This is a genomic window from Lignipirellula cremea (assembly GCF_056501455.1).
The window spans coordinates 6,071,130-6,097,154 of the sequence record NZ_CM151415.1 but is presented as its reverse complement, the minus strand read 5'-3'; the positions used below and the strand labels follow the sequence as shown (position 1 = coordinate 6,097,154).

The 26,025-nt window shown below is 64.0% G+C and carries 16 protein-coding genes and 5 tRNA genes; 2 read left to right on the top strand and 19 right to left on the bottom strand.

Annotated elements, in window-relative coordinates; genetic code table 11:
- Nucleotides 1-58: 58 nt before the first annotated feature.
- The 4 genes from SH602x_RS23990 to SH602x_RS23975 all read right to left on the bottom strand — a co-directional run bounded on the left by SH602x_RS23990 (nt 59) and on the right by SH602x_RS23975 (nt 5,019).
- Nucleotides 59-718, bottom strand: a complete 660-nt coding sequence (locus SH602x_RS23990) for an SMI1/KNR4 family protein (RefSeq protein WP_479474666.1) — start codon at nt 716-718, stop codon at nt 59-61.
- A gap of 139 nt (nt 719-857) precedes the next feature.
- Nucleotides 858-1,544, bottom strand: a complete 687-nt coding sequence (locus SH602x_RS23985; RefSeq protein ID WP_479474665.1) for an isochorismatase family protein — start codon at nt 1,542-1,544, stop codon at nt 858-860.
- A gap of 131 nt (nt 1,545-1,675) precedes the next feature.
- Nucleotides 1,676-2,584 carry a helix-turn-helix domain-containing protein gene (locus SH602x_RS23980; RefSeq protein WP_479474664.1) on the bottom strand — a complete coding sequence of 303 codons (909 nt, stop codon included), beginning with the start codon at nt 2,582-2,584 and terminating at the stop codon, nt 1,676-1,678.
- Between the two features lie 425 nt (nt 2,585-3,009).
- Nucleotides 3,010-5,019 carry an ArnT family glycosyltransferase gene (locus tag SH602x_RS23975; protein WP_479474663.1) on the bottom strand — a complete coding sequence of 670 codons (2,010 nt, stop codon included), beginning with the start codon at nt 5,017-5,019 and terminating at the stop codon, nt 3,010-3,012.
- Nucleotides 5,020-5,687: 668 nt separating this feature from the next.
- Here SH602x_RS23975 and SH602x_RS23970 point away from each other — a divergent pair.
- A complete protein-coding gene (locus SH602x_RS23970; RefSeq protein ID WP_479474662.1) occupies nt 5,688-5,945 on the top strand; it encodes a hypothetical protein in 258 nt (85 codons plus the stop codon).
- 156 nt (nt 5,946-6,101) lie between these two features.
- Nucleotides 6,102-7,019: a DUF1559 family PulG-like putative transporter gene (locus SH602x_RS23965; RefSeq protein WP_479474661.1), complete on the top strand. Its 918-nt coding sequence runs from the start codon at nt 6,102-6,104 to the stop codon at nt 7,017-7,019.
- Between the two features lie 208 nt (nt 7,020-7,227).
- On the opposite strand, the gene rpoC is transcribed toward SH602x_RS23965, so the two are convergent.
- The 15 genes from rpoC to SH602x_RS23890 form a co-directional block, all read right to left on the bottom strand.
- Nucleotides 7,228-11,508: a DNA-directed RNA polymerase subunit beta' gene (gene rpoC, locus SH602x_RS23960; RefSeq protein ID WP_479474660.1), complete on the bottom strand. Its 4,281-nt coding sequence runs from the start codon at nt 11,506-11,508 to the stop codon at nt 7,228-7,230.
- Between the two features lie 185 nt (nt 11,509-11,693).
- On the bottom strand, nt 11,694-15,434 hold the full coding sequence (gene rpoB, locus SH602x_RS23955; protein WP_479474659.1) for a DNA-directed RNA polymerase subunit beta: 3,741 nt from the start codon (nt 15,432-15,434) through the stop codon (nt 11,694-11,696).
- 729 nt (nt 15,435-16,163) lie between these two features.
- A complete protein-coding gene (rplL, locus tag SH602x_RS23950; protein ID WP_479470608.1) occupies nt 16,164-16,565 on the bottom strand; it encodes a 50S ribosomal protein L7/L12 in 402 nt (133 codons plus the stop codon).
- A gap of 177 nt (nt 16,566-16,742) precedes the next feature.
- Complete coding sequence (gene rplJ / locus SH602x_RS23945) at nt 16,743-17,285, bottom strand: 50S ribosomal protein L10 (protein ID WP_479474658.1); 543 nt, start codon at nt 17,283-17,285, stop codon at nt 16,743-16,745.
- 215 nt (nt 17,286-17,500) lie between these two features.
- Nucleotides 17,501-18,178 carry a 50S ribosomal protein L1 gene (gene rplA / locus SH602x_RS23940; protein ID WP_479470610.1) on the bottom strand — a complete coding sequence of 226 codons (678 nt, stop codon included), beginning with the start codon at nt 18,176-18,178 and terminating at the stop codon, nt 17,501-17,503.
- Between the two features lie 245 nt (nt 18,179-18,423).
- Nucleotides 18,424-18,852, bottom strand: a complete 429-nt coding sequence (rplK, locus tag SH602x_RS23935) for a 50S ribosomal protein L11 (RefSeq protein ID WP_479470611.1) — start codon at nt 18,850-18,852, stop codon at nt 18,424-18,426.
- Nucleotides 18,853-19,201: 349 nt separating this feature from the next.
- The gene (gene nusG / locus SH602x_RS23930; RefSeq protein WP_479474657.1) at nt 19,202-20,143 is read right to left on the bottom strand and encodes a transcription termination/antitermination protein NusG; all 942 of its coding nucleotides are present in this window, start codon (nt 20,141-20,143) and stop codon (nt 19,202-19,204) included.
- 116 nt (nt 20,144-20,259) lie between these two features.
- Nucleotides 20,260-20,718, bottom strand: coding sequence for a preprotein translocase subunit SecE (secE, locus tag SH602x_RS23925; RefSeq protein ID WP_479470613.1), 459 nt, complete (start codon nt 20,716-20,718; stop codon nt 20,260-20,262).
- A gap of 493 nt (nt 20,719-21,211) precedes the next feature.
- Nucleotides 21,212-21,284 (bottom strand) — tRNA-Trp (locus SH602x_RS23920).
- 243 nt (nt 21,285-21,527) lie between these two features.
- Nucleotides 21,528-22,721 carry an elongation factor Tu gene (gene tuf / locus SH602x_RS23915; RefSeq protein ID WP_479474656.1) on the bottom strand — a complete coding sequence of 398 codons (1,194 nt, stop codon included), beginning with the start codon at nt 22,719-22,721 and terminating at the stop codon, nt 21,528-21,530.
- A 68-nt stretch (nt 22,722-22,789) separates the two neighbouring features.
- Nucleotides 22,790-22,862 (bottom strand) — tRNA-Thr (locus SH602x_RS23910).
- A gap of 58 nt (nt 22,863-22,920) precedes the next feature.
- A tRNA-Gly gene (locus SH602x_RS23905) sits at nt 22,921-22,991 on the bottom strand.
- A gap of 143 nt (nt 22,992-23,134) precedes the next feature.
- Nucleotides 23,135-23,216: transfer RNA gene (locus SH602x_RS23900), tRNA-Tyr, on the bottom strand.
- 220 nt (nt 23,217-23,436) lie between these two features.
- Nucleotides 23,437-23,509, bottom strand: a tRNA-Thr gene (locus tag SH602x_RS23895).
- A 312-nt stretch (nt 23,510-23,821) separates the two neighbouring features.
- Entirely contained in the window at nt 23,822-25,489 is a 1,668-nt protein-coding gene (locus tag SH602x_RS23890; RefSeq protein WP_479470615.1) for a sigma-70 family RNA polymerase sigma factor, read from the bottom strand.
- Nucleotides 25,490-26,025: the final 536 nt, after the last annotated feature.

The window sequence follows — 26,025 nt, the reverse complement described above, 5'->3', positions numbered from 1 at the left end:
TCCCGAAATCGAACATGCAGCGCCGGTCGGGTGCAGCGCCTGGTTCGGCGTGCATTGGCTACGGGAGTTGACGGCGACTGTTGTCGAAGACGCAACTGCCGTCCGGCCCCCAGCGCACATCTTGGAATTGGTCGAGATCCCAGAACCGGATCGGCCGCAATTCGTCGGGCCACGGCTCTCGGCCCCGCAGGTGGAACTCATGCTGGAGGTAGTCGGTCAAGTCGAACCCGTAGTGGATAATATCCGTCTGGTGGACGGAGAACACCGGATTGCCGGGCAGGTTCGGCTCGTCCGGCATCATGCGGTGGCCGTAGATCGGAATCAACCGCGGCGCGGCCGACAGTAGCTCGTCGCCCCGACGTAGCGCCTCGACCGCCAACGTGGGGCGCGGCCCCCACGCATCCAACCAGAACCCGTTGCTCTCGATATCGAATAGCACGCCTCGACGCGGGATGTCGAGCCACTCCCGAATCGCTGCCTCATCCCCCGAACGCCAGTCTGGAAATCGTGGTCCTTTCGGGAGGGCAGTCTGCAGGAACGCGCGAAGGTCGGGCGGGAATCGGAACCCGTATCGACTCTCAACGGCGACGACCTCGGCATCGGTGAGGCCCGTATCGAAGTCGATGCGGTGGACTGGTGCGTCGGGCGTCATCAAGCCGAATTGATAGGCCGAGCCACGAAGTTGCTCGACCAGATCATGCCAACCGTCGCGAACCATCCGTGTGCCCTCCGCCGCCGAACAACCAAGCTCAGAAGCGGCGGGGGCCGAGTGAGCTACGAATATGGGAAAACCTACCTACCCCCGCCGTCGGCTGCAGCGTCTGGTTCGGCGTCTTCGCTCCCTCAATGAGCGCCGATCACTTCTTCGCCTGGCCGGCCTCGAACTTGTCCAGTTTGGTTTCGTGTCCGTCGCGTTGCACGCTCTGGGCCTTGTCGTAGCTCTCCATCAGCGCTCCGTAGGGCGGGAGGAGGCCCACCATGACCGCCGCGAAGTCCATCGCGTCGGGGCGGTTCCATGTCTTCATCAGTTCGCCTAGAACGGCGAACGTGTCGATCGGCATAACCCCGGCCTGGGTGATGCGGGCGATGGTCAGGTCCGTCGCCATCTTCGACGAGTTGCCCGAGGCGTCCACGATACAAAACACCTTGTACCCGGCCTCGACAGCGCTGAGCGCCGGGAACGCCATGCAGACGCTGGTGAGCGTACCGGCGATGAGCAGCGTCTTGCGGCCGGTCTTCTCGATGGCCTCGACCCAAGGCGGGTTGTCCCAGGCGTTGACCTGTCCCGTCCGCGGGATGTAGACGGCCTCCGGGTTTTGCTGGTGAATTTCGGGAATGAGCGGGCCGTTCGGGCCGTCAGGGACGGAGGCCGTCGTGATGGTCGGGATCTTGCAGAATCGGGCCACCTTGGCGAGGGCGATGGCGTTCGCACGGAGGGTGGGCTGATCGATGTCCCGGACCAGTTGGAACAGCCCGCTCTGGTGGTCGATCAGCAGCATCACCGCGTCGTCCGGGTCGATCATCCACTTGTTGACTTCGGCCATCACTTTTCTCCTGAAGAGAAGAGTCGTCGGTTCTGCACCGCGACGCCGCGATGTCTGGCAGAACAGAGTAGATGACCGGATCAGGAGGGTATCGGCGGTTCTTGCGGACCTTTCGGCGGTTCTTGCTCTCTTCAGGAGAATCGCTTGGGGGTGACGCCGACGAGCCGCTTGAAGTGCCGGGTGAGTTGGCTTTGGTCGCTGAAGCCGACGTCGACGGCGATCTCGGCGAGCGAGAGCCGCCCCGCGGCGATGAGTCGCTTGGCGCGCTCGACGCGCTGGCGGATGACGAACTGATGCGGCGGCAGGCCCGTCGTCCGCTTGAACAGCCGGGCGAAGTGAAATTCGCTCAGGTGGGCGACATCGGCGAGGTCGGCCAGGGCGATGTTTCGGTCGAGGTGGGCTTGGATGTACTCTTCGACCGCCCGCAACGTATGTCGCGACAGTCGGCCGCCCGACCCACGGACCACCCCGTTCGAACTCTGCCGATTGGACATCTGTCGAATCAGCTGGACGACCAGCACGTTCGCCAGCGACTCGGCACATAGTCGCCCGCCTGGCCCGCCGGTGAGCAGCTCGCGGCGAAGGGCTCTGAGGGTGTCGATCACCTCGGGGCTGGATCGGTCGTAGTAGCGAACCGGAAAATGAACGCGGTCCGGGTCGAGATCGAATGCCTCTTCAGCCACTTTGGCGACCAGAGTCAACGACAACTGGTAGTGGGTCGAGTCGATCGTGTTGCGCCACCGCCATCGGCTCTCCACGCCTGGCGGCAGGAGATTCACCGCGTGCGGCATGCCGTCCCCGTGGTGCCGGGCATCATCGCAACCGTGATCGGTACGCTCCGGAAAGGTCTCGCCTGTGAGCATGAGCCACAGACATTCGAGGGGCGGGTGGACGATGTCGCTCGCGGGCTGCTGCGAGTTGTGTTCGACACGAAGCCCATGCCAGCCGAGCGTCGCGCTCGTGTGCCGGAATGCGTAAGGAAGGTGTCTCAGCCGATCGTCGGGGCTCAGCGGCTTCGGTGGACGGATTGTCCGCTTCATCGAGCGCTCCTCCGGGCGAAAGTCGCGTCCCGCCTCACGCTAGAGTTCAGTAGCCGCTCTCGCAAGGGACCGCGAATTCGAACCAGCTTGAGCGGCCGAGGACTGCTCGACGGCTATCGATGTCGCCTTCCCTTGAGGATCTCAAGGCGGACGCCGACAGTCCAGAACTTTTCGCCACGGCATCCGAACTCGTCAGCCGAACCGCCTCCTGGCGGCGCTCCGCGCCCTTCTTCGCTTTGGCTGCTACCGAAGTCACGGGGCGTGAAACCGTTCCCGCGCCGCGACTGGCGTTCCTGCCGATTGTAGGTTTCGCCGCTACCGCGGTTAAGCGAATCGGCTCATGACGCGTGCGATTTCGCTCCGTCGTCTGCGTGCGGCGGCGTTGATCGAAGAAGGCCTGCCGACGTCGGAGATCGACCGTCGCGTCACCGCGTCGTCCCGATCTCGTCCGGCCGGCGGGCGACGTCGACGGGCGCGTCGCCCTTGTCTCGATCCGGGTCGGCGTTCGTGCTCGCGCCGTCGGTGGACGCGTCCGCTCGGGCGATGGCGGAGTCCTTGCGAAGCTCCAGCAGCACCAGCGTCTCGTCCCGCAGGAAGTAGGGCGTCTCCATCACCGATTCGAAGTCGCGGGCGGACTCCTCCGGCATCTGGTCCCAGAGCGTCCGCGTGGTGATGACCAGCGTCTCGGGGCGTTCCTGCAGGTGGCTCTTCAGCTTCTCGAACTCTTCGCCCGCGAAGAGCGGAATGCGATGCCGGCTGTAGAAGACCCAGCTCGGTTCCAGCCGCGCGAAGGCGACCAGATTCTGTCGCTCGTAATCGACGCGCACGGTGGAGAGCATCCCCTGGCAGCGCTGGTACTTGCCGACTTCGGCGAGCGCGACCGAGAAGACGAGCATGGTCCAGGCGAAGGCGCCGAAGGCCAACACGTTGCGTACGCTGGACCAGCGATGCTGCTCCGCGAAGTAGAGGCACGCGATGCCGATCAGCAGCGGAATCAGACCCAGCGACGCGAGCCAGACCGAGTTCGGCAGCAGGTCCACGAGCGCGAAGGGGAGGCCGATCAGCATCCCGACGCCGACCGCGATCATCGATCCGAACGCCAGGCGACGGACCCACGGCAGCGGCTCGAATCCGGGCCGCGGCATCCGCGACAGGAAGTGGCCGCAGAGCAGGGCGAGCGCGGGATAGCAGGGCGTGACGTAGCTGGGGAGCTTGGTCTGTGCGAGACTGAACAGGCCGACCACGACCGCGAACCAGGAGATCGCGAACAGCAGCGCCTGCCGCGAAGGCTCCCCGCGATCGCGCAGGCGCCGGACAGTCGCCATCACGATCGGCAGGGCGAGCACGCTCCACGGGAAGGCGCCGACCAGAATCGTACCGGGATAGAACCACAGGCCGCCGTCGTGACCCTCCATCGGCGTCGACGCCCGGGCGAGGTTCTCGTACAGGAAGAAGGCTTCCAGGAATTCTCCGTTCGTGCGGATGCCGACCCAGACGTACCAGGGCGCCGCGACGACGCAGGCGATCAGCGCCCCGTAGAGCGGACGCATCGTCGTCAGCGTCTTCCAGAAATGGAGCGGCGCGAAGACGCGCAGCCAACTGGTCAGTTGCGGCGGCCCGACGAACCAGAGCGTCGCACCGATCGCGGCGGCGACGAGCAGGGCGAGCTTCATCCCGAGCGTCGCTTCGACCAGCATCACGGCGGCGATCCAGCCGACGGCCAGTCCCGCGATCAGCCAGGAGCCGCGGGTCGTGTTCGCCACGGGGGGGACGTCGCTTTTCGGCAGTCGCACGATCAGGCGAAAGAGCCCGATCGCCGCCATCGGCAGAAGAAACGCGACCGGCCCCTTGGCCAGCAGGCCGACGCCCAGCACGGCGAACATCAGCGTCGCCGTTCCCAGGCGGGGGAAGTCGCGTTCCAGCTTGCCGCAGGTGGCCAGACTGTCGTCGAAATCCTTCGCCTCCGACCGGGCGAACGTTCCGCGCACGTACAGGCAGAGGGCGAGCGAGACGCAGAAGACGAGCAGGCTGTCAGGCGTCGCCGCGTGCGCCGCGACGTTCATCATCAACGTCGTCGCGAGCGCGAGCGCCGCCATGCCGCCCGCACGGGCGTTCCAGATGCGGCGACCGATCAGGTAGGTGCACGTAACCGTCCCGGTCGCGGCGACGGCGGAGAAGAACCGGGCGCCGAACTCGCCGACCCCGAAGACCTGGTACGCGCCCATGATGAGCCAGTACAGCAGGACGGGCTTGGCGTCCCGGACCTCGCCGTTGAAATACGGCACGACCCAGTCGTTCCGTTCCAGCATCTCGATGGCGGCGCCCGCGTTTCGCGGTTCGTCGCGATCCCAGAGCGGGAATCGATCGAGGCTGTAAAAGAAAACGCCGCCGCAGATCGCCCAGAGCGCGACGAGATGGACCGCAAGTCCGCGCATGTCCCGACGCCCTCGCGCAGGAGAGAAAAGTCCCTTCTTCCGTGCGAGAGTACGAAAAATACGTGGAACGGTTCAATGCCGGTTTCGCAGGCCGATGGGTGAGGAACGCTGGGGCGGCATTTCCGGATGGCGGAGCGCCCGGTGCGTAAAGGGCGCATGGAGAGAATTATTCTTGTTGGCGTCGAAGACGCCGGTTACAACGAATGCTGCCGATCGAAAGCACGCAAACATTTCGCCAGGGAGCGACTGAGTTGCGTGCGACCGCCCCCCTCCGCTCGGTTGGGGACGCTTAGACGGCCTCTTCTATCGCTCATCTGATAACCGACCTTCTTCGTCTGTCCGGATCGCTCGGCAGACGTCGAAGCTTCTTCTCTCGTTCTTCGACTCGGTCGCCGTACGGCCGTCCCCGCACCTGCCGCGCTTCATGAGCGGATCGGCTCTGCGCGCCATCGTTCGACGGATTCCGCGCGGCGAGTTCAATCATTTTCGCGATGGTCGCTATGAACTCCGCACGCCCTCTCTATGCCTGTCTTGCGCTGGTCGCTGTTTGCCTCTCGGGTTGCGGAGGGATCGCGACGTCTCAGGTCGAAGGCAAGGTCACACATGACGGCGTCCCGCTAAAAGGCGGATCGGTCACGTTCGTCCCGGAGACTCCTCCTCCGACACCGATGCCTCTCGTCGTGGGAACCATCGGAGAAGACGGAACCTACACGCTCATCACGGGCGACGTCCCGGGCGCGCCGGTCGGCGCGTATAAGGTCGTCGTCACTTCGTCGGTGCCGATGAACCCCGGCGATCCCTACTCGCTTCCCAAGTCGATCATTCCGGCGAAATACGGCAAGGCCGAGACGACCGACCTGCGCGTGGACGTCGTCTCCGACGCGGCGCCCGGCGCGTACGACCTGACGCTCGTCGGGAAACCCTGACGACTCGTACTCTCCGCATCCAATACGAACCCAGGGCGAACGCACGGAGCCCGGCAGCCTCGGTCGACGACGTTCCAGGCGGGATCGTTCGGAATGCGGCGTTCGGTATCGCTTTCTAATTCGATCTTCTCGTCTGTCATTCGAAAGGGCTCGCGCATGAATCCCAGGACTCGCGGCGGCTTCACGCTCGTCGAATTGCTCGTAGTGATCGCCATCATCGGCGTCCTGGTGGCGCTGCTGCTGCCTGCCGTCCAGGCGGCCCGCGAGGCGGCCAACCGCATGAGTTGCGGCAACAACCTGAAGCAGACAGGGATCATGGTTCATAACTTCCATGACACCCAACGACGCCTGCCGTACAACGGAGATGAGATCACGAACAGCGGGTGCTGCTACGCGACCGGCGTCAGGCAATGGAGTTGGATCGCGCGGAGCCTTCCCTACATGGAGCAGCAACCGCTATACGATCAAATGAACATCGCGAACGGCAGCATGGATCTCGTGCTTCCTCTGTTCGCTACCGTGCTTCCGACGCTTCGCTGCCCGAGCGACGATGGGTCGGAAATATACACCGACCGTGCGAACTTCCCGGGCGGCACGCAATACTCCGGCTCGTCTTACAAGGGCGTGGCGGGCTCCAACTGGGCGTGGGGCACCTTCGTCTACACGCCGCCCACCGGAGGCAACAACGGTCTCGACGCCGGCAACGGGTTTTTCTATCGTCGCGACGTATTCAAGGGCAAGCGGCGCCTTGCCATCGTCACCGACGGTCTCAGCAATACGCTGATGGTGGGCGAGGACCTTCCGGCCAGGAACGTTCACTCCGGTTGGGCCTATTCCAACCATGCGACCGGAACCTGCGCGATTCCGCTGAACAACGCGTTGAAGGCGGGACAGCCTGGTTACAACAACGCCGGCGACTGGCCGAACGTTTATTCCTTCCGCAGCCGGCATCCCGGCGGCGCCCAGTTCTGCATGGGCGACGGAGCCGTGAAGTTCGTCTCGGAGACGATCGACATCAACGTCTACCGCAACGCATCCAGCGTCGGCGGCGGCGAAGTCGCGCAGGTTCCGTGATCTTTCGGGTTTCGCGACGTTCGCTTCTCTCGGAACGCGGTTCGATCCGCGTTTCGTTCCGAATCGCGGGTTGTCCGACGACCGGCGTGGCCTGCGCGGAACGCTCCCCCCTCCGCTCGCCAGGATAAAGAAAGAGCCCCGGCGGATTCCGCCGGGGCTCTTCGGTTTTCAACTCGCCGTTTTCAGGCGGCGATCGTCAGGAAGGCGTTCAGCCTTCGGCTTCGCCTTCTTCGCCCGGCTTGGGAGCGCTGGAGAGGAGCGGGTAGCTCGCTTCCAGGACGCTGCCGGCGGACTTGCTGGACTGCTGCAGGGCTTCCAGCTTGATCTTCACTTCCGAGTCCTGGAACCGGCGGAAACCGGTGCCGGCGGGGATCAGGTGACCCAGGATGACGTTCTCCTTCAGGCCGACCAGGTGGTCGACCTTGCCGGCGAGCGCCGCTTCGGTCAGCACCTTCGTCGTCTCCTGGAAGGAGGCGGCGGAGATGAAGCTGGAGCTTTGCACCGAGGCCTTGGTGATGCCGAGCAACTGCGTGCTTGCGGTCGCCTTCTTGGTGCGCGTTCCCTTGGCGGGAGCGCCTCCCAGGCCTTCGATCCGCTGGTTCGTCTCTTCGTACGCTTCCTTCGGAACGATGGCGCCCACTTCGTAGTCGCTGTCGCCCGATTCGACGATCTTGACGCACTTGGCGATGGCGTCGTTCGCCTTGCGGAATTCGAACTTGTCCATCACCAGGCCCGACAGGAGCTTGGTGTCGCCCGGGTTCTCGATCTTCACCTTGCGGAGCATCCTGGCGACGATGATCTCCAGGTGCTTGTCGTTGATGTCGACCCGCTGGCTGCGATAGACCTGCTGGATCTCGTGCATCAGGTACTGATGCACGGCTTCCTCGCCCGACACGCGGAGGATGTCGTGGGGGACGAGCGGCCCGTCGACGAGGGCCTGACCCGCCTTCACGTAATCCCCGGTGTGAACGAGGTTGTGCTTGCCCTGGGGAACCAGATGTTCCCGCTCGATCCCCGCGTCGCTGCGGACGACGAACGTCCGCTTGCCGCGGCGCTTCTCCTGCAGGATTTCGACCTCGCCGTCGATCTCGGCGATCACGGCGGGATCCTTCGGCTTGCGAGCCTCGAAGATTTCCGTAATGCGGGGGAGACCGCCGGTGATGTCGGCGATGCCGCGGGCTTCGCGAGGCATCTTCGCCAGCACGGCGCCGGCGCGGATTTCGGCGCCTTCGTCCGCGACGAGCGTCGCGCGTTCCGGCAGGTAGTAGACGTCGAGCGCCTTGCCCTGCGCGTCTTCGAGCACCATCTGCGGACGCAGATCGCCCTTGTGGTCGATGATCGTGCGGCGCGTACCGCCCGCGGCGTCGCGCTCGGTCCGCATCGATTCGCCTTCGATGACGTCCTCGTAGCGGACGCGACCGGCGACGGCCGAGAGAATCGGGATCGAGTGGGAGTCCCACTCGAGGAGCACCTGGCTTTCCTTCACCTCTTCGTCTTCGGCCACCCGCAGCACGGCGCCCGTGGGGATCGCGTACTTCTCGAGCTCGCGCCCCTTGGCGTCGACGATCGAGATTTCGCCGTTTCGATTGAGGACGACGCGATTGCCTTCCTCGTTCAACACGACGTTGACGCGGGTGAACTTGACGATGCCCTTCTTGCCGCTCTTGATTTCCTTCTCTTCGAGTTCGCCGGTGTGGGCGCCGCCGATGTGGAAGGTTCGCATCGTGAGCTGGGTGCCCGGCTCGCCGATGGACTGGGCCGCGATGATGCCGACGGCCATGCCCTGTTCGACGAGGTTGCTCGTCGAGAGGTCCATGCCGTAGCACCTCTGGCAGACGCCGAGGGCCGCTTCGCAGGTCATGGGGCTGCGGACCTGAATCTTCTCCAGGCCGAGCTTCTCGATCTTCTGGGCGATCTCGGGCGTGATCATCTCGCTCTCGCGAACGATGACCTCGTCCGTGACGGGGTCGGCGATGTTGTGCCGGCTGACGCGACCCTTGATCGCGTGAGCCAGACGCACCTCGACCTTTTCGCCGCGGTAGATGACGCCCTTGGTGATGCCCTGCTTGGTGCCGCAGTCTTCGACCGTGATGACGACGTTCTGAGCGACGTCCGCCAGCTTACGGGTCAGGTAACCCGAGTCGGCGGTCTTCAGAGCCGTATCGGCCAGACCCTTACGGGCGCCGTGCGTCGAGGAGAAGTACTCGAGCACCGACAGGCCTTCGCGGAAGTTGGCCTTGATCGGCGTCTCGATGATTTCGCCCGTCGGCTTGGACATCAGTCCGCGCATCCCGGCGAGCTGGCGGATCTGTTCGATACCGCCGCGGGCGCCGGAGTGGGCCATCAGGTAGACCGGGTTGACGTACCAGGTGCCGCCGTGGTCGTCGTTCTTCATCTGCTCGAGCATGGTCTTCGAGATGTTCTCGCGGACCTGCGTCCAGATGTCGAGCACCTGGCGGTAACGCTCGTCGTCGGTGATGGCGCCCTTCTCGTACGCCTTCTTCAGCTTGAGGACCTTCTTCTCCGCCTCCTCGATGATCTTCACCTTCTCGACCGGCGTGATCAGGTCGTCGGCGGCGAACGAGAGGCCCGACCGCGTGCTTTCGCGGAAGCCGAGCTGGTTCATGTCGTCGAGGAGCTGAATCGTCGCCCGGCGACCCAGATACTGATAAGTATCCGAGATCACCATCGACAACTCGGCGCCGCGGATCGGCAGGTTGTAGAAGGGCATGCCGGGGGGGAGCATCAGGTTGAACATGATGCGCCCGAAGCTCGTCTCGACGAGACCCTTCGGCTGGATCAGGGTGTCCTCGTCCAGCTTCAGCTTGCGATGGCCGGGGAGACGCACCCGGATCTTCGCATGCAGGTCGATGACCCCCTGCGAGTACGCCAGATCCGCCTCTTCCAGCGATGCGAACGTCATCCCCTCGCCCTTGCGGACGGGAAGGATGAGCGAGATGAAGTAGCAGCCCATGACCGTGTCTTGCGACGGGCTCATGATGGGCTTGCCGTTCGAGGGCGCGAAGATGTTGTTGGTCGACATCATCAGCGTGTGCGCTTCGACCTGCGCCTCGATCGAGAGGGGCAGGTGGACCGCCATCTGATCGCCGTCGAAGTCGGCGTTGAAGCCGCGGCAGACGAGCGGATGGAGGTGAATCGCGTTCCCTTCGACCAGCACCGGCTCGAACGCCTGGATGCCCATGCGGTGAAGCGTGGGAGCGCGATTGAGCAGCACCGGGTGGTTCTGGATCACGGATTCGAGGATGTCCCAGACTTCCTCGTCCTTGCGCTCCAGCATCTTCTTGGCGCTCTTGATCGTGTCGGCGTGGCCGAGATCCTTGAGCTTGCGGATGATGAAGGGCTGGTACAGCTCCAGCGCGATCTTCTTGGGCAGACCGCACTGGTGCAGCTTGAGCCGCGGACCGACCACGATGACCGAACGGGCCGAGTAGTCGACGCGCTTGCCGAGCAGGTTCTCGCGGAAACGACCCTGCTTGCCCTTGATCATGTCGGTCAGCGACTTCAGCGGGCGATTGCTGGAGCCGAGCACCGGGCGCTTGCAGCGGTTGTTGTCGAACAGCGCGTCGACGGACTGCTGCAGCATTCGCTTCTCGTTGCGAATGATGACGTCCGGCGCGTTCAGGTCGACCAGCTTCCTGAGGCGGTTGTTGCGGTTGATGATCCGGCGATAGAGATCGTTCAGATCGCTCGTCGCGAAGTTGCCCGATTCGAGCAGAACCAGCGGGCGCAGATCGGGAGGGATGACCGGGACGACGTCGAGCACCATCCACTCGGGACGGTTATCGCTGTCGCGGATCGACTCGACGATCTTCAGGCGATTGACCAGGTCCTTCTTGCGCTGCTGCGACTTGGAGGTCCCCAGTTCGATGCGGAGCTGCTCCGACAACGGAACCAGGTCGAGCCGCATGAGGAGCTTGCGAACGGCCTCGGCGCCCATGTCGGCTTCGAACGATCCGACGCCCCACTGCGCGACGGCGCTGCGGTAGTCCTCGTCCGTGAGCAACTGCTGCGGCTTGAGGTCGGTCTGACCCGGATCGATGACGACGTAGTCCTGGAAATAGATGATCTTTTCCATGCTGGTCGTCTTCATCTCCAGCAGGTTCCCCAAGCGACTGGGCATCGCCTTGAAGAACCAGATGTGGACGACCGGGGCGGCCAGTTCGATATGGCCCATGCGCTTGCGGCGCACGCGGGAGTGGGCGACCTTCACGCCGCAGCGGTCGCAGATCATCCCCTTGTACTTCATGCCGCGGTACTTGCCGCAGCTGCACTCCCAGTCCTTCTCCGGCCCGAAGATCTTCTCGCAGAACAGGCCGTCCTTTTCCGGACGATACGTGCGGTAGTTGATCGTCTCGGGCTTCTTCACTTCGCCGAACGACCAGCCGCGGATGTCGCTGGGCCGGGCCAGGCTGATCTTGACCGAGGCGTAGTCGTTGATGCGGTCGTACGACGTCTCTGTTGCGCTCATGAACGGCTCCGAAAAGTAGGCGGACGTTCCGGGGTCGCCGGAGCCGTCCGCCGCGCGGACCTTGTATTTCGAAAGCGAATCTTCCCGAGCAGGGGACGAGAGTCCCCCGAGGCCGATGTCGCTGATTGGATCCAGACTCGGAGGGCTTACGCCCTCCGCTCAGGCAGGGACTGCTTCGACGTCGCTTACGAGCTGCGCTTCTCGAGCTGCATGTTGAGCGCGAGGCCGCGGATCTCGTTGGTGAGCACGTCGAAGCTGGCGGGCGTGCCGGCTTCGAGCGTGTTCTCGCCCTTGACCATCGACTCGTAAATCTTCGTGCGGCCTTCGACGTCGTCCGACTTGACCGTCAGAAGCTCCTGCAGGATGTAGGCGGCGCCGTACGCCTCGAGCGCCCACACCTCCATCTCGCCGAACCGCTGACCGCCGAAGCGGGCCTTACCGCCCAGCGGCTGCTGGGTGATGAGGGAGTAGGGGCCCGTGCTGCGGGCGTGGACCTTGTCGTCCACCAGGTGATGCAGCTTGAGCATGTAGATGTAGCCGACGGTCGTCTCCTGATCCATCGGCTCGCCGGTCCGTCCGTCGTGCAGACGGGCCTTGCCGTGCCGCGGAAGTCCCGCCGCCTCGAGCGCCTCGTTGATGTCCTCTTCCGAGGCGCCGTCGAACACCGGCGTGATCGACTGGAAGCCGAGCTTCGAGCCGGCCCAGCCGAGGTGGGTCTCCAGAATCTGCCCGACGTTCATACGGCTCGGCACGCCGAGCGGGTTGAGCAGGATCTGCAGCGGCGTACCGTCCGGCAGGAAGGGCATGTCCTCCACCGGCAGGATCTTGGCGATGACGCCCTTGTTACCGTGACGACCGGCCATCTTGTCGCCGACCGAGATCACCCGCTTGGTCGCGATGTAGACCTTGACCATCTGCTGCACGCCCTGGCGGAGCTCGTCGCCCCGCTTGAGGCTGTTCAGCGAACGGTCGCGTTCGTCGATCGCGTTTTCGAGCCTGCCGGAGTACTGGCCGTAGATCTCTTCGATCTGGGCCACGCGCTCCTCGCTCCGCAGGCGTCCGACGATCTGCGACAGCTTGAACTTCGTCGCGTGCTCGTAGACCGCCTTGGTGGTCTGGTCGCGCACCAGCGGCACTTCGTCCTCGTCGGTCAGCGCCTTGCCGGTGACCTTCTCCATGGCCTCGACCATTTCGGTGAAGATCGCCGCGACGCGCTCGTTCCCCTTGGACTCCATGTCGCGGGCCGTCTTGTCGAAGGCCTTGCGCTCGTCGTCCGACATGCCGAGCCGGCGGGAGAACTTCATCGTGTCGATGACGATCCCCTCGATGCCGGAGGGGACCTCCAGCGACTCGTTCTTCACGTCGTCGCCGTGCTTGCCGAAGATCGCGTGCAGGAGCTTCTCTTCGGGGGTCAGCTCCGTCTTGTTCTTCGGCGAGATCTTGCCGACCAGGATGTCGCCCGGTCGGACGTAGGTGCCGACCTGCACGATGCCCTGTTCGTCGAGATTGCGAAGCGCCTTCTCGCTGACGTTGGGGATGTCGCGAGTGAACTCTTCGCGTCCGAGCTTGGTGTCGCGGACTTCGACGTCGAGCTCTTCGATGTGGATCGACGTGTACGTGTCGGCCTTCACCAGCTCTTCGCTGATGATGATCGCGTCCTCGAAGTTGTAGCCGTCGAACGACATGAACCCGACGAGGACGTTGCGACCCAGGGCCAGTTCGCCCTGGAACGTCGCGGCGCCGTCGGCGATCACGTCGCCCTGCTTGACCTTGTCGCCCGGCTTGACGAGGGGCTTCTGGTTCAGGCAGGTCCGCTCGTTCAGGCCGACGTACTTCTTCAGGCGGTAGATGTCGTTGCCGATCTCGATCCGCTCGGCGTCGGCGTAGGAGACCGTGCCGGCGTTCGCGGCGACGACGACCATCGACGAGTTGCGGGCGACTTCCTTCTCCAGTCCCGTGCCGACGATCGGCGGCTCGGTGACGAGGAGCGGAACGGCCTGACGCTGCATGTTGGAGCCCATGAGCGCGCGGTTCGCGTCGTCATGCTCCAGGAACGGAATCAGACCCGCGGAGACGCCCACCATCTGGCTGGGGGCGACGTCCATGTAACTGATCTCGCTCGGCTGCACGAGCTTGAAGTCGCTCCGGAAGCGGGCGATGACGTTGCCCGCCATCATCTCGCTGCCGACGATCTTCCCCTTCTCGATCCGGACGTCGGCCGGAGCGACGAAGGCGTCGCCTTCCTCGTCGGCGCGAAGCCAGACGGTCTTCTCCGTGACCTTGCCGTCCTTGACGATCCGGTACGGCGTGATCAGGAAGCCGTAGTCGTCCACGCCGGCGAAGATCGCCAGGCTGGAGATCAGACCGATGTTCGTCCCTTCCGGGGTTTCGATCGGGCAGATGCGTCCGTAGTGGGAGATGTGGACGTCGCGGACTTCGAAGCCGGCACGCTTCCGGTTCAGACCGCCCGGGCCGAGCGCCGACAGACGCCGCTCGTGCGTGAGCTGCGACAGAGGGTTGGTCTGGTCGACGACCTGCGAAAGTTCGCCCCGTCCGAAGAAGTATTCGATCGCTGCCGAGACGCTCTTGGGGTTGATCAGACTTCGCGGACTGAGGTCCGTGACGTCCTTCATGTTCATCTTTTCCTGGACCGTACGGCGGAGCTTCAGGAAGCCCTTCCGCATTTCCTCGGCCGCCAGCTCGTCGATCGTGCGGAGGCGCCGGTTGCCCAGGTGGTCGATGTCGTCGATTTCCGCATTGTCCCCGCCCGAGCCGAGCTCGATCAGGTACTGCAGGGCCGCGATCAGATCCTCGGGGCGGAGGGTCATCACGTCTTCCGGCACGCTCTGCGCGAGCTTGCGGTTCAGACGGAAGCGACCGACGCGACCGAGGCGATAGCGGTTGACGTCGTAGAACTTTTCGTTGAAGAGCTGCCGCGCCTTCTCCAGGTTGGGCGGATTGCCCGGACGGAGACGCTGGTAGATGCGGAGCAGGGCTTCTTCGTGGCTTCGCGGCTGTTGCGGATCGTCGAGGCAGTTGAAGAGGAGGTTCCCCTTCGGCGGCTCGAGAATCTCGACGGTCGTGACGCCCGAGGTGGCGATGGTCTCCGCGCTGTCGCGGGTGATCCGCTTGCCGGCCTCGACGATGACCTCGCCCGCGCGGTCGCTGCTGGCGGGGTAGATGACGTCGTCGACGGCGACCTTGCCTTCGATCTTCGCCGCGCTGCGGCTGTCGACGATCTTGACCGATTCCGCCTTGTAGAAGGCGCGGAGGATGTCGGCGTCCGAAGAGTACCGCGGGTCCATCGCGCGGAGGAACGTCGTGGCGGGGAACTTGCCCGACTGGTCGATGCGGACCGTCAGCGAGTCCTTCTTCGTGATATTGATCTCGATCCAGCTTCCCCGTTCCGGGATGATCCGGCAGCTCGGGAGCTTGCGATCGGTGGTGACGTCCTGTTCGAGAACGAAGTCGACGCCGGGGCTGCGATGAAGCTGGCTCACCACGACGCGCTCGGCGCCGTTGATGATGAACTCGCCCCCGCCGAGCATGATCGGCAGGTCGCCCAGGTAGACCTCTTCCTCGACCGGCTGTTCCTTGTTGAGGCGCAGCCAGACGCGGAACGGCTTGCCGTACGTCAGGCGAAGCTGGCGGCACTCTTCGGGAGTGAACCGCGGCTTGCCCAGTTCGTACCGGAGGTACTCGAGCTTGGTCGAGCCGTCGTAGCTCTCGATCGGGAAGATCTCGCGCAGCACGGCCTCCAGGCCGACGTCGTCGCGACCGGTGGGCTCCTTGTCCTCCTGCAGGAACGCCTTGTAGGAGCGAGTCTGGATCTCGGTCAGGTTGACCCGGTCGAAATCGATCCCGAGACCCGAGCCGAAGCGACGGATCTCTTGCGGCTGCAACCTGCGGTGGGCCGTAGTAGCCATAAGCGCGAAAGCTCCTTCAAGAGGCACGCGAGAAACGGGAGGCGGAGCCGTACGAAATTAGCGGGCGGGCGAGCGTCGAAATCGAGCGGATCCCGGCAACCGATGCCGATAACGTTTCGATCGCGACGAGGCCCCAGCGAGCCGCTAACGACGACCCCGCGGTCGCGGGCAAGACCGAGTACAGGACGGACGCGGCGATGCGCGACGCCAAGTGCGCGCACCGGAAGCGCGGCAACCCGGGTAGCGCGGAAAAACAGTTCCGAAGAGCTGCTTCCGGGGGCGACCAGCAAAACAACAGGAACCACCCGTCGAGGAAAGGCAGGTCGGGAGGCGTCATCCATCCGCCAGCAGCCCGCAGGCGAACTTCCAGCGAACGACGGAGGCGCAGAACCTGGCGCGGAGCCGACCCGACAATCCGCATTCTAGGAAAGAAGGGCAGGGGTTGCAAATCGTTTGGCCCGAATTATGCAAGCCCGAAGCCAGTTTTTCCCGACGCGGAGCCAGGTGTGCCGACGAAATCCCGGATCTCGACGACGAAAGAGCCCCGACCGAACTCTGGAGAGGCCGGGACAGTCTGGAAACTCGGAAGGCGCTCGCCCCGGACCCCGTCGTACGTCCCGTTCGAACCGCGGAAAAGCCTCTCGGATCCGCCGCGGCACGGGACGTCGACAGGGCGCGAACGCGAACGCCCTGCGAATCTTCTCGGTAGCGCTGGTCGCGCCGTAACCCTTACTTGAGGGTGACGGTGGCGCCGGCCTCTTCGAGCTTCTTCTTCATCGCTTCGGCTTCGTCCTTGGCGACGCCCGGCTTCAGGACGGTCGGAGCGGACTCCGTCGTCTTCTTGGCGTCCATCAGGGACAGGCCGCACAGGTCCTTGACGACCTTGACGACGTCGAGCTTCTTGTCGCCGAAGCTGGTCAGCTCGACGTCGAACTCGGTCTTCGCCGCGGGGGCAGCTTCGGCAGCGGCCGGGGCCGCCATCATGACGCCGCCGCCGGCGGCCGGCTCGATGCCGTGGGCATCCTTGAGGTAGTCGCTGAGGGACTTGGCTTCCTTCAGCGTCAGGCCGGCGATCTTGTCGCCGATCGTCTTCAGATCTTCCGAGACTTCGAGGGTGGCAGTGTCCGACATGGCTGGCTAATGCCCTTTCCGAGAACCGTTACCGAGAATTGGAGCCGGGCCCTGTCGCCCGCCTTAGTTCGTGTCGAGCCCGGGGGCCCGCCGAGTTTCCTGTCGAGCCGCAGTCGGCTCGCGTTATTCGCATCGAGCCGCAGTCGGCTCGCGTGTTCGTATCGAAGCGAAAAAGCGTCAGGCCGCTTCTTCGCTCTTCTTCTTGACCTGGCTGGCGAGAGCCGCTCCCGGTCCGAGCAGGGCCGCGGCCAGGTTGCGACCCGGTCCGAGGATCTGTCCGACCAGCAGCGAGAGTTGCTCTTCGCGGCTGGGCCACTTGCTGATTTCCTTGACGCGATCCGACGAGAGATGCTCGCCGTCCATCACGCCGCCCTTGGTCTCGAACTGCTTGTAGTCCGAGCCGTCGGCCAGGCGGGTCACCTCTTTGGCCAGGGAGACGAAGTCCGCCCCGCCCCAGATGATCGCCGTGGAACCCGAGTAGGGATTCTTGCTTTCGGTGCCGGCGGAGAACGCGCTTTCGAGGCCCGTCCCCTTCGTCGCCAGGCGGGCCAGATTGCTCCGCACGACGAGCAGGCCGAACTCCTTCTGGCGAAGTTCCTTGCGAAGCTTGACCGCGTTGTTCGCCGTCATTCCGACGACGTTGACGACGACGGCATCTTCGATGCCTTCGAGACGCCGACGGATGTCGTCGATCACCAGGCCTTTGACGTATCGACTCATGGGAAGCTCTCTTTGGCTCTGTTAACCGGGCGCTCCGCAAGTCAGACGCGGGGCCGGTCGGGCGCTCCGCCTGTCCGGGCCGAATCGTCGCTCCTCAGGGAAGGACGCGGCCGGCAGATCAGGCAGAGCAGTTCGGAGTCGGGTGGTTCGTGACGCGAGGGATGGCAGTTCGTTCCAGAAGACGCTTACGCAGCGACCTGGATCGCTCGTCGCCGCTAGGCGGCGACCTGGATCGAAGGGCTCATCGTCGCGGTGATGTAGATCGACTTGACGTAGTGACCCTTGGCCGAGTTGGGCTTCAGGCCGAGGATGTAATCGATGAAGGCCCGCACGTTGTCCTGCAGCTTGCCGTCGTCGAAGCTCAGCTTGCCGACCTGGGCGTGCACGATGCCCGAGGAGTCGTTGCGGAACTCGACCTTACCGGCCTTGTATTCCTTGACCACGCCGCCGACGTCGGGGGTGACCGTGCCGGCGCGAGGGGAGGGCATCAGGCCGCGGGGGCCGAGCACGCGACCGAGCGGACCGACGAGGCCCATCATGTCCGGGGCGGCGATGCAGACGTCGAAGTCGGTCCAGCCTTCCTTGATCCGGTTGGCCAGGTCTTCCTGTCCGACCTGATCGGCGCCGGCCGCTTCCGCCGCCTTCGCCTGGTCGCCCTTGGCGAAGACCACGACGCGCTGGATCTTGCCGATGCCGTGAGGCAGCACGATCGAGCCGCGGACGATCTGGTCCGCCTGCTTCGGATCGATTCCGAGACGCATGTGGACTTCGACCGTCTGGTCGAACTTCGTCGTCGCGAACTTCTTCAGCGTCGCGACCGCTTCCGCGGGAGCCACAGGCCCCTTCGGCAGAAGCTCCGTCAGCGCCTCGTAACGCTTGGAGCGCTTCGTCATGTGTTTCCTGATTTCGTCTGAAAACGGACCGCTCGATCGCGACGATGTTCGCGGTGAGCGTATGTGTTCGTAAGTCCTCCCGCGAACCGCCCGAAAGCCGGAAGGCATTGGGCCTCGGCTCGACTTCGGAGGACGCGGTGCTTTCAGTCGCGGCGAGCCGCGAGCTTTTCGTTCTGCTCCAGCCGAACCGGGCGGGGAACCCGTGTCAGGATTCCGACTGCCGTTTCGGCGTTCAGCGGATCGAATCAGCCCTCGGCCACCTCGATACCCATGCTCCGCGCGGTTCCTTCGATCATGCGGCGGGCATGGTCGATATCGCGCGCGTTCAGGTCGGCCTTCTTCTGTTCGCAGATCGATTCGAGCTGCTCGCGAGTGACGGTGGCGACCTTGGTCTTGTTCGGAACGCCCGATCCCTTGGCGATCCCGGCGGCGATCTTCAGCAGCGCCGCGGCGGGAGGGCTCTTGGTATCGAACTCGAACGAGCGGTCGTTGAAGACCCGCACGACCACCGGGATGGGGATCCCGTTGAATTCGCGAGTCCGCTCGTTCACCTGCGAGACGAACTGACCGAGGTTGATGCCGAACTTACCGAGGGCGGTACCGACCGGGGGAGCGGGCGTAGCCTGCCCTCCCTTGACGTTGAACTTCGCCTCTCCGATTTGTTGCTTGGCCATCGCCGCTTGCCAGTTCTTCGCTTCGATCCGTGGCGGAATCGTGCCGAAAGGGGCCCGATCCGCGGAAAACCGGAAAAGGGCTGTTTGTACCCGGCGCCCCCGCCGGCGCGAAGGACCGCCCCGGAAGTTTTTCCGGAAAACTCCCGGGAGTCGCTGCAGTTCCCCCCGCCTGACGACATTCAGAACGGGCGGGCGGCAGGGCGATCGCCACGGAAGCCGCCCTCGCATCCCCAGGAGAGACGCGAGACGGGAGTCGACGGATCGCAGGCGGTCGCTCGAAGCGTTCGCCGTTACGCAGTCCGTGTTCGCCGGCGTGGATCACGCGGGACGCCGTCGGCGGGAAGCGCGACTACATCTGCTCGACTTGCCAGTGCTTCAGCTCGACCGGAGTGGAGCGACCGAAGATGGTGATCATCACGGTCACGTTGCCGTTCGAGCGGTCCAGGCCCGAGACTTCGCCTTCGAAGTTCTGGAAGTTGCCTTCGTTGACGCGAACCTTGTCGCCTTCCTTGAACTTGATGTTCACGAAGACTTCCTCAGGAGCAGCGCCCTCTTCCTTCTTCGGGGGGCGAGCCTTGGCGAGGATCCGCGAAACCTCTTCCGAGCCCAGCGGGGTCGGTTTGCCCACGGCGCCGGTGAAGTCCACGATGCCGGGCGTGTCGCGCACGAGCAGTCGCGTCTCGTCGGTGATCGCCATGTGGACGACCAGGTAGCCCGGGTAGAGCTTCTTCTTCACCGTGCGGCGCTTGCCCGCCTTGGTGAATTCGATCTGCTCTTCGACCGGAATCAGGACGTCGTCGATCCACTCTTCCATCTTCTCCAGCCGGATCTTCCGCTGGAGGGCGTCCTTAATCGACGTTTCGCGGTTGACCGCGCACTTGACGATGTACCAGTCCTTCTCGCCTTCGGAGGGAGCGCCCTTCGCCTCTTCCTCGTCTTCGAAGAACATCGGCTTGCCGGGCGTCGGCTGCTTCGACGCGGCAGGCGCTTCCTCGGCAGCGGCGGGGGCGGCTTCCAGGCGGGCGAGCGTTTCTTCGGGCGATTCGGCCGCGGGCGCTGCCTGATCGCCGTCGATCGAGACGGTGCCGATCTCGTCGAGGGCTCCGGCGCCCAGTTGTTCGCCTTCTTCGCTGTCCTCGGGGCGGGGAACGATGTCCGCCGCGTCGACGTCGGCCTGGGTCACGGGAGCGTCCCCTGCATGTTCGACGTACTGCGGATCGTCACCGGTCGGGTTCTGATCGGATGCGTCGAGGGCTTCGTCGCGAGGGCGGTCGGCGTTGTCGTCTGTCATGACCGGCAGGGCTGCAGATTTCTAAAAGAGCGGTCAGACGAGGAGCCGATCGCGATTCGGCGTCGCTCTCCCGTCGGCAGGGGCCCTGCGAACGAAACGTGCGCAGGGAACGCGGATCAGAACTGCTGCACGCCGATCAGGCGGAACAGCCACTGCCAGACCATGTCGAAGAAGAAGAGCGAGAACATCAGCGCGAAGATCACGAAGATCACCACGAGCGACGCGCGGTAGACCTGCGCCGTCGACGGCCAGGTGACCTTGTCCATCTCGGCCTCGACCGAGATCAGGAAGTCCGCGAACGACGGCAGGTTGACGATCCGGAACCCGAGCCAGAGCCCGAGCAGCGTCACCGCCAGCGGGATCGTGTACTGCGGGAAGACGGCCTCGATCGGGCTGAGCCAGCCCAAATCGCTCGACAGCGCGTTGTAGATCTGCCACGACGCGAGAGCCGCGCCGAAGAAGATCACGCCGCCGACGATCTTGCGCGTCGTACGTCCCTGCGTGGGTTTGTACAGGTCGAACTGGAACATCGCCTGCAACAGGGCGTTGGCAGGCATCGTCTTCTGTTTGGCCATCGAATCCGCTTTCTTGCCGCCCATCCCTCGGCAGCTACGTACGTTCCGTGCGTGGTCGCTTCGTCCGCCGTTTCCGTTCCCGCGTTCTCGCAGGGAGATTCGCCGCGGGCTTCTGTCCGAGAGGATCCGGCGATTTTCGGCGGATGCTCCGAATCGTCGGTCGTTCGGCTCGTCGTTCCGTTTCGTCAGCGCTTCGGAGGCCGGTCGCCCCGTCTCGTTCGCTCCTGCTTCTCAGCCGATCCGGAACCGGAGGGCGGAAGCGTCGCCGCGGACCGGACGGAGTTCGTCAGGAGCTTTCGGCAGAACGTTCGACGCCGGAGCGCGGCATCGGGAGATCAGGCGCCGACCTTCGTCGCGAAAGGTCGACTCGTTTTCCGCCGCAGTTCGACCGCGCCTGGAGCGTCCGCCGAATGTCGGACGGCCTGGGGCTCCCGAAGGTCGCCCCTCCAGGTTCGGTCGCGATGCGACAGGCAGAAAGTCGCAGTAGCGTAAGCAGGGGCGGAGGGACTTGAACCCGCAACCTGCGGTTTTGGAGACCGCTGCTCTGCCAATTGAGCTACACCCCTGTTTCGACCGCGCTGCGCGAGCCGCGAAGCCCGACGCCGCGATGGTCGTTCGTCCGGCGAGGAAAAACTCCCTCGCCGAAACGACTCGACCCGGCGAAGATCGCCAGGTCGATCGTATTGTAATAGATTCCCGCTCGCCGGGGCGACGCCGATTCTGACGGTCGAAAAGAACGCCGATCGGCGACCGTCCGCGACGGGTCCGGGCTCTTGCAGCGACCTGCGAGAGCCCGCAGCGTTTTCAGATCAGGAGATGATCTTCGAGACGACGCCCGAGCCGACGGTACGTCCGCCTTCGCGAATCGCGAAGCGAACGCCGTCGTCCATGGCGATCGGCTTGAGCAGTTCGACCGTCACCTTGACGTTGTCGCCGGGCATGCACATTTCGGCGCCGGACAGGTTGGCCGTGCCGGTGACGTCCGTGGTGCGGAAGTAGAACTGCGGACGGTAGCCGCTGAAGAACGGGGTGTGACGACCCCCTTCTTCCTTCGACAGGCAGTAGATTTCCGCCTCGAACTTGGTGTGCGGCGTGATCGAGTTCGGCTTGGCGATGACCTGGCCGCGCTCGATTTCCTCGCGCTTGATACCGCGGAGGAGCAGACCGACGTTGTCGCCGGCGATGCCCTGCGGCAGCGACTTGCGGAACATTTCGACGCCCGTGCAGACCACCTTGCGGGAGGCCGACAGACCGACGATTTCGACTTCTTCGCCCGGCTTGATGACGCCGCGCTCGATACGACCGGTCGCGACGGTGCCGCGGCCTTCGATCGAGAAGACGTCTTCGACCGCCATCAGGAAGGGCTTATCCTCTTCCCGCTTCGGTTCGGGGATGAAGCTGTCGACGGCATCCAGCAGGTCGCTGATGCACTTGTTCGCGGCGGGATCCTTCGGGTTCTGGTAGGCCGGGAGGGCGCTGCCATGAACGATCGGGGTGTCGTCGCCGGGGAAGCCGTACTTGTTGAGCAGGTCCCGGATGTCCATCTCGACCAGTTCGAGCAGTTCCGGGTCGTCGACCAGGTCGACCTTGTTCAGGAAGACCACGATCGACGGCACGCCGACCTGGCGGGCGAGGAGGACGTGCTCCTTCGTCTGCGGCATCGGGCCGTCGGCGGCGGAGACGACGAGGATCGCCCCGTCCATCTGGGCCGCGCCGGTGATCATGTTCTTGATGAAGTCGGCGTGGCCCGGGCAGTCGATGTGGGCGTAGTGCCGCTTCTCGGTCTCGTACTCGACGTGCGAGACGGCGATCGTGACGGTCTTGGTCGCGTCGCGGACGGTGCCGCCCTTGGCGATGTCGGCGTAGCTCTTCGCCTGCGCCAGACCCTTGCCCGCCTGGACCGCGAGGAGCGCGCCGGTCGTGGTCGTCTTGCCGTGGTCAATGTGGCCGATGGTGCCCACATTGAGGTGAGGCTTCGTACGTACGAATTCCTCCTTGGCCATGCTTCTTCACCCGATGGAAAGTGTTGAAAACTCTAACTCGATAGACCGACCAGCCGCGGACTACGGAAAGCTGCTGATGGGACTTGAACCCATGACCTCGTCCTTACCAAGGAAGCGCTCTACCAACTGAGCTACAGCAGCGGATCTCGTATCGCAAAACGTATCCAGGGCACGGTCGAACGGATGCCCCGGACGGATGAGCGGGTGAAGGGAATCGAACCCTCGTCTTCAGCTTGGAAGGCTATTGCTCTACCATTGAGCTACACCCGCGAATCGTTTTTTCGGGCTACACCCGCGAATCATTCTTCTCCGGGCAACGCCCGCAAGTGCGTCCGCCATGCTGGCGGCAAATCTTACGCAGTCCGACCAGGGCCGGACTCGCGTTTGTATGGCGCTGAAAAAGCGAATTCCAGTGGGGGGTGCAGGATTCGAACCTGCGAAGGCATAGCCAACAGATTTACAGTCTGTCCCGTTTGACCGCTTCGGTAACCCCCCGGCGATTCTTCTCGTCGTCGCTCTTCTGCGCCGTTTCTCGTCGCCGCGTCTCAGTCTCTTTCGTGCCGACTCCTGCAAGTTTCCGTCGCGGTCGTCGTCGCCCGTCAGGCTCTCGCGATCCGTCGTTTTCGCCGTTCCGATCGCTTGGGTCCAGCGACTTTGGGGTATCGCGTTTCTTGCGTCAGTCTTCCCGGCGAATCTTCTTCGGCGAGGCGTCGAGAGCCGGCGGTGGGAGTTGAACCCGCAACCTACTGATTACAAATCAGTTGCTCTGCCGATTGAGCTACGCCGGCGGAACGCCGAAAGTCGAAAACCGGGATTTTACAGCTTGGCCGAACCGTCGCAAGGCCGATCGTCGGAACGCTCGTCGTTTTCCCGTTATCCGTCGATCAACTTCGCACTCGGCGAGCGGGGAAGGTGAACCCCCGAGCCCGAATCGGACGAGCGTCGGGGAACTCGGGGGATTCACATCCCCGCTCGCCAAGAGATAGAGAGCGCCTTGGAATATCCGAGGTTCTCTCCGCGATCGGCGTTTACGAAAAAGCCCTCCGCCGCAGGGCGACGGAGGGCTTCCGGATTCAGGCTCGACCGGTTCGCGCCGGAGGTCAGTCCGGCGTGTCGATCTTCTCGTCCTTGACCGCGGCCCGGAGCTTGTTCAGCGCCCGGAACTCGATCTGACGGACGCGTTCCTTGGTCACGCCCATTTCGGCGCCGACCTCCTTCAAGGTCTGCGGTTCGTCGCTGTGGTTCAGGCCAAAGCGGCTGATGATGATCTGCTTTTCGCGATCGTCCAGCCGGCTCAGGATCTTGGCCACCTGTTCGCGACGCATCGCCTGCGCCGATTCGAGTTCGTACTGATCGCTCCGCGAATCTTCGCGAGCGAGGAAGACCTCGTCCTGAAGGGTGCGGAAACGATCCTGTCGCTTGTACTCCTCCGGAATGGTCCGGGCGAAGTTCTTCATGATCGCCCAGCTCGCGTAGGTGCTGAACTTGTTGCCCCGCGAGAAGTCGAACTTTTCCGCCGCGCGGATCAGCGACATATTGCCGTCGCTGATGAGCGTGAAGAAGTCGTTCGACGGCGTGACGTGGCGCTTGGCGATCGAAACCACCAGGCGCAGGTTCGCCTGCACGATCCGGTTCTTGACCTTGACCGAGTCCTCGTAGAGCGACTCGATCTTGTCCATCAGGGCGGCGCGGGGCCGACCTTCCAGTTCCTCGCGGAGCTTCGCAGCCCGGCTCTTGAGGAAGTTCATTTTCCGGAACAGGTGGTATTCCTGTTCGCGACTGAGGAGCGGCACCTCGTAGAGCGACGCCAGGTACGGCGGCAGCCCTGCGGGGACGCGAATCTTTTTGGCGTCCGGGTTTTCGAGGGAGATATCCGCGAGGATCTCCGCCTCCATCGCCGGGTCGTCGAAACTCTCGTTCGGTACGAAGTCGAGCGGCAGCAGTCCGATCTTTTGCAAACGCACTTCGCTGAGGATGCGATAGACGCTCGTTTTCGTGCGTCCGTAGCGCCGGGCCAGCCCCTCGATCGTTTCGCCTGCGCGGTGACGATTGTAGATCGCCTCGCGCATCGCCTCGTTGAGAGGCTGCGATCGGTCGGGGAAGACGGCCCGGTCGGGGTTTCGTTCGTCGTGGTTCTTGAGCGTGTACCGAATCGTTTCGACGCTGCGCCCCATCTGCGACGCGATCTGACGCGCGATTTCGCTCGGGCAATCGCCGCGCTGCGCGAGGCGACGGGCCCGGTCGACGATCTCGTGCCGGTTCTCGTCCGTCAGTTGGCTGAAGCGCTCGCCGCGCTCGATCCGGTCCTTGTTGTCGGTCACGAATCGCTGGACGTTCGTGTCGGTGAAGCCGACGCGCTTGCGTCCGTCGAAGATGAACCGGTGACTGACCAGGCCCTGCTCGCGCCACCGCGAGATGGTCTTGGTCGATACGTTGAACTGCTTGGCAAGCTCTTCGATCGTGTAGACCCGGTCCGTGAGATCCTCCACGCGGAGGTTCATCTTGTCGGACAGGTCCTCGACGAAGCGCCGCAGGTCGTGCTGCACGACTTCGCCCGCGATCGGTTCGGGAGACGAACCGTCCGCTGACGGTCGGTACCCCGTGATGCGGTAGCAGAGATAGTCGTACGGATAGTCTCGCTCGGCGTCGATCTCCGAAAGGAGCGACTGGGCGCGATCCATCTGTTCGATCTGCTTGTCGCGCGGCGTGAAGCGGACCTGCTGGTCGCGCAGTTGCCGAAGCGCGGGACTTAGATAATTGCTTTGCATGATTCCCTCTCGCTTTCGCGCTCGAGCCCGTTCTTCGTCCATGCGTTCGCTGACGCCGAAAAACGGACTGCACATGTCAACCGCACCCAGGAAACCTCTCTCCACAGCCCGCCGCAGAAGATGCGGCCTCGGCCGTTAAGCGAGCGAGGCTCCCCGGCGCTTCCGGGGCGACGAAAACGACGGATCCCTGGTCGTCACAGAACTGTCCGAAAGATGAAGTCGATGAACTTGAGATGAAGCCGAGCCAGTCAGAGTCGCAAACGTTGCGCCGCAAAACGTGGCCGGCAGAAGAGCCGTCCGAAGTGTCCTGCGGGTATTCCACTCGATTCGTTGCCGGAATCTCCCCCGATTCGGCCAGCATCGCGGAAACGCGGTATTTTGGCCGTCTCCGGGCACTATGCCGGCGGAGAAGTATCCTTTGGATGCGACAGAAAGCCGGCAGATTCGCCCTTTTTCCGGAAAGCGTCTGGACTTTCCGGCCCGACGCGCGATGGGGAATTCTGCCCCTGCTGCGTCGCAAAATCGAGCGCTTGCAA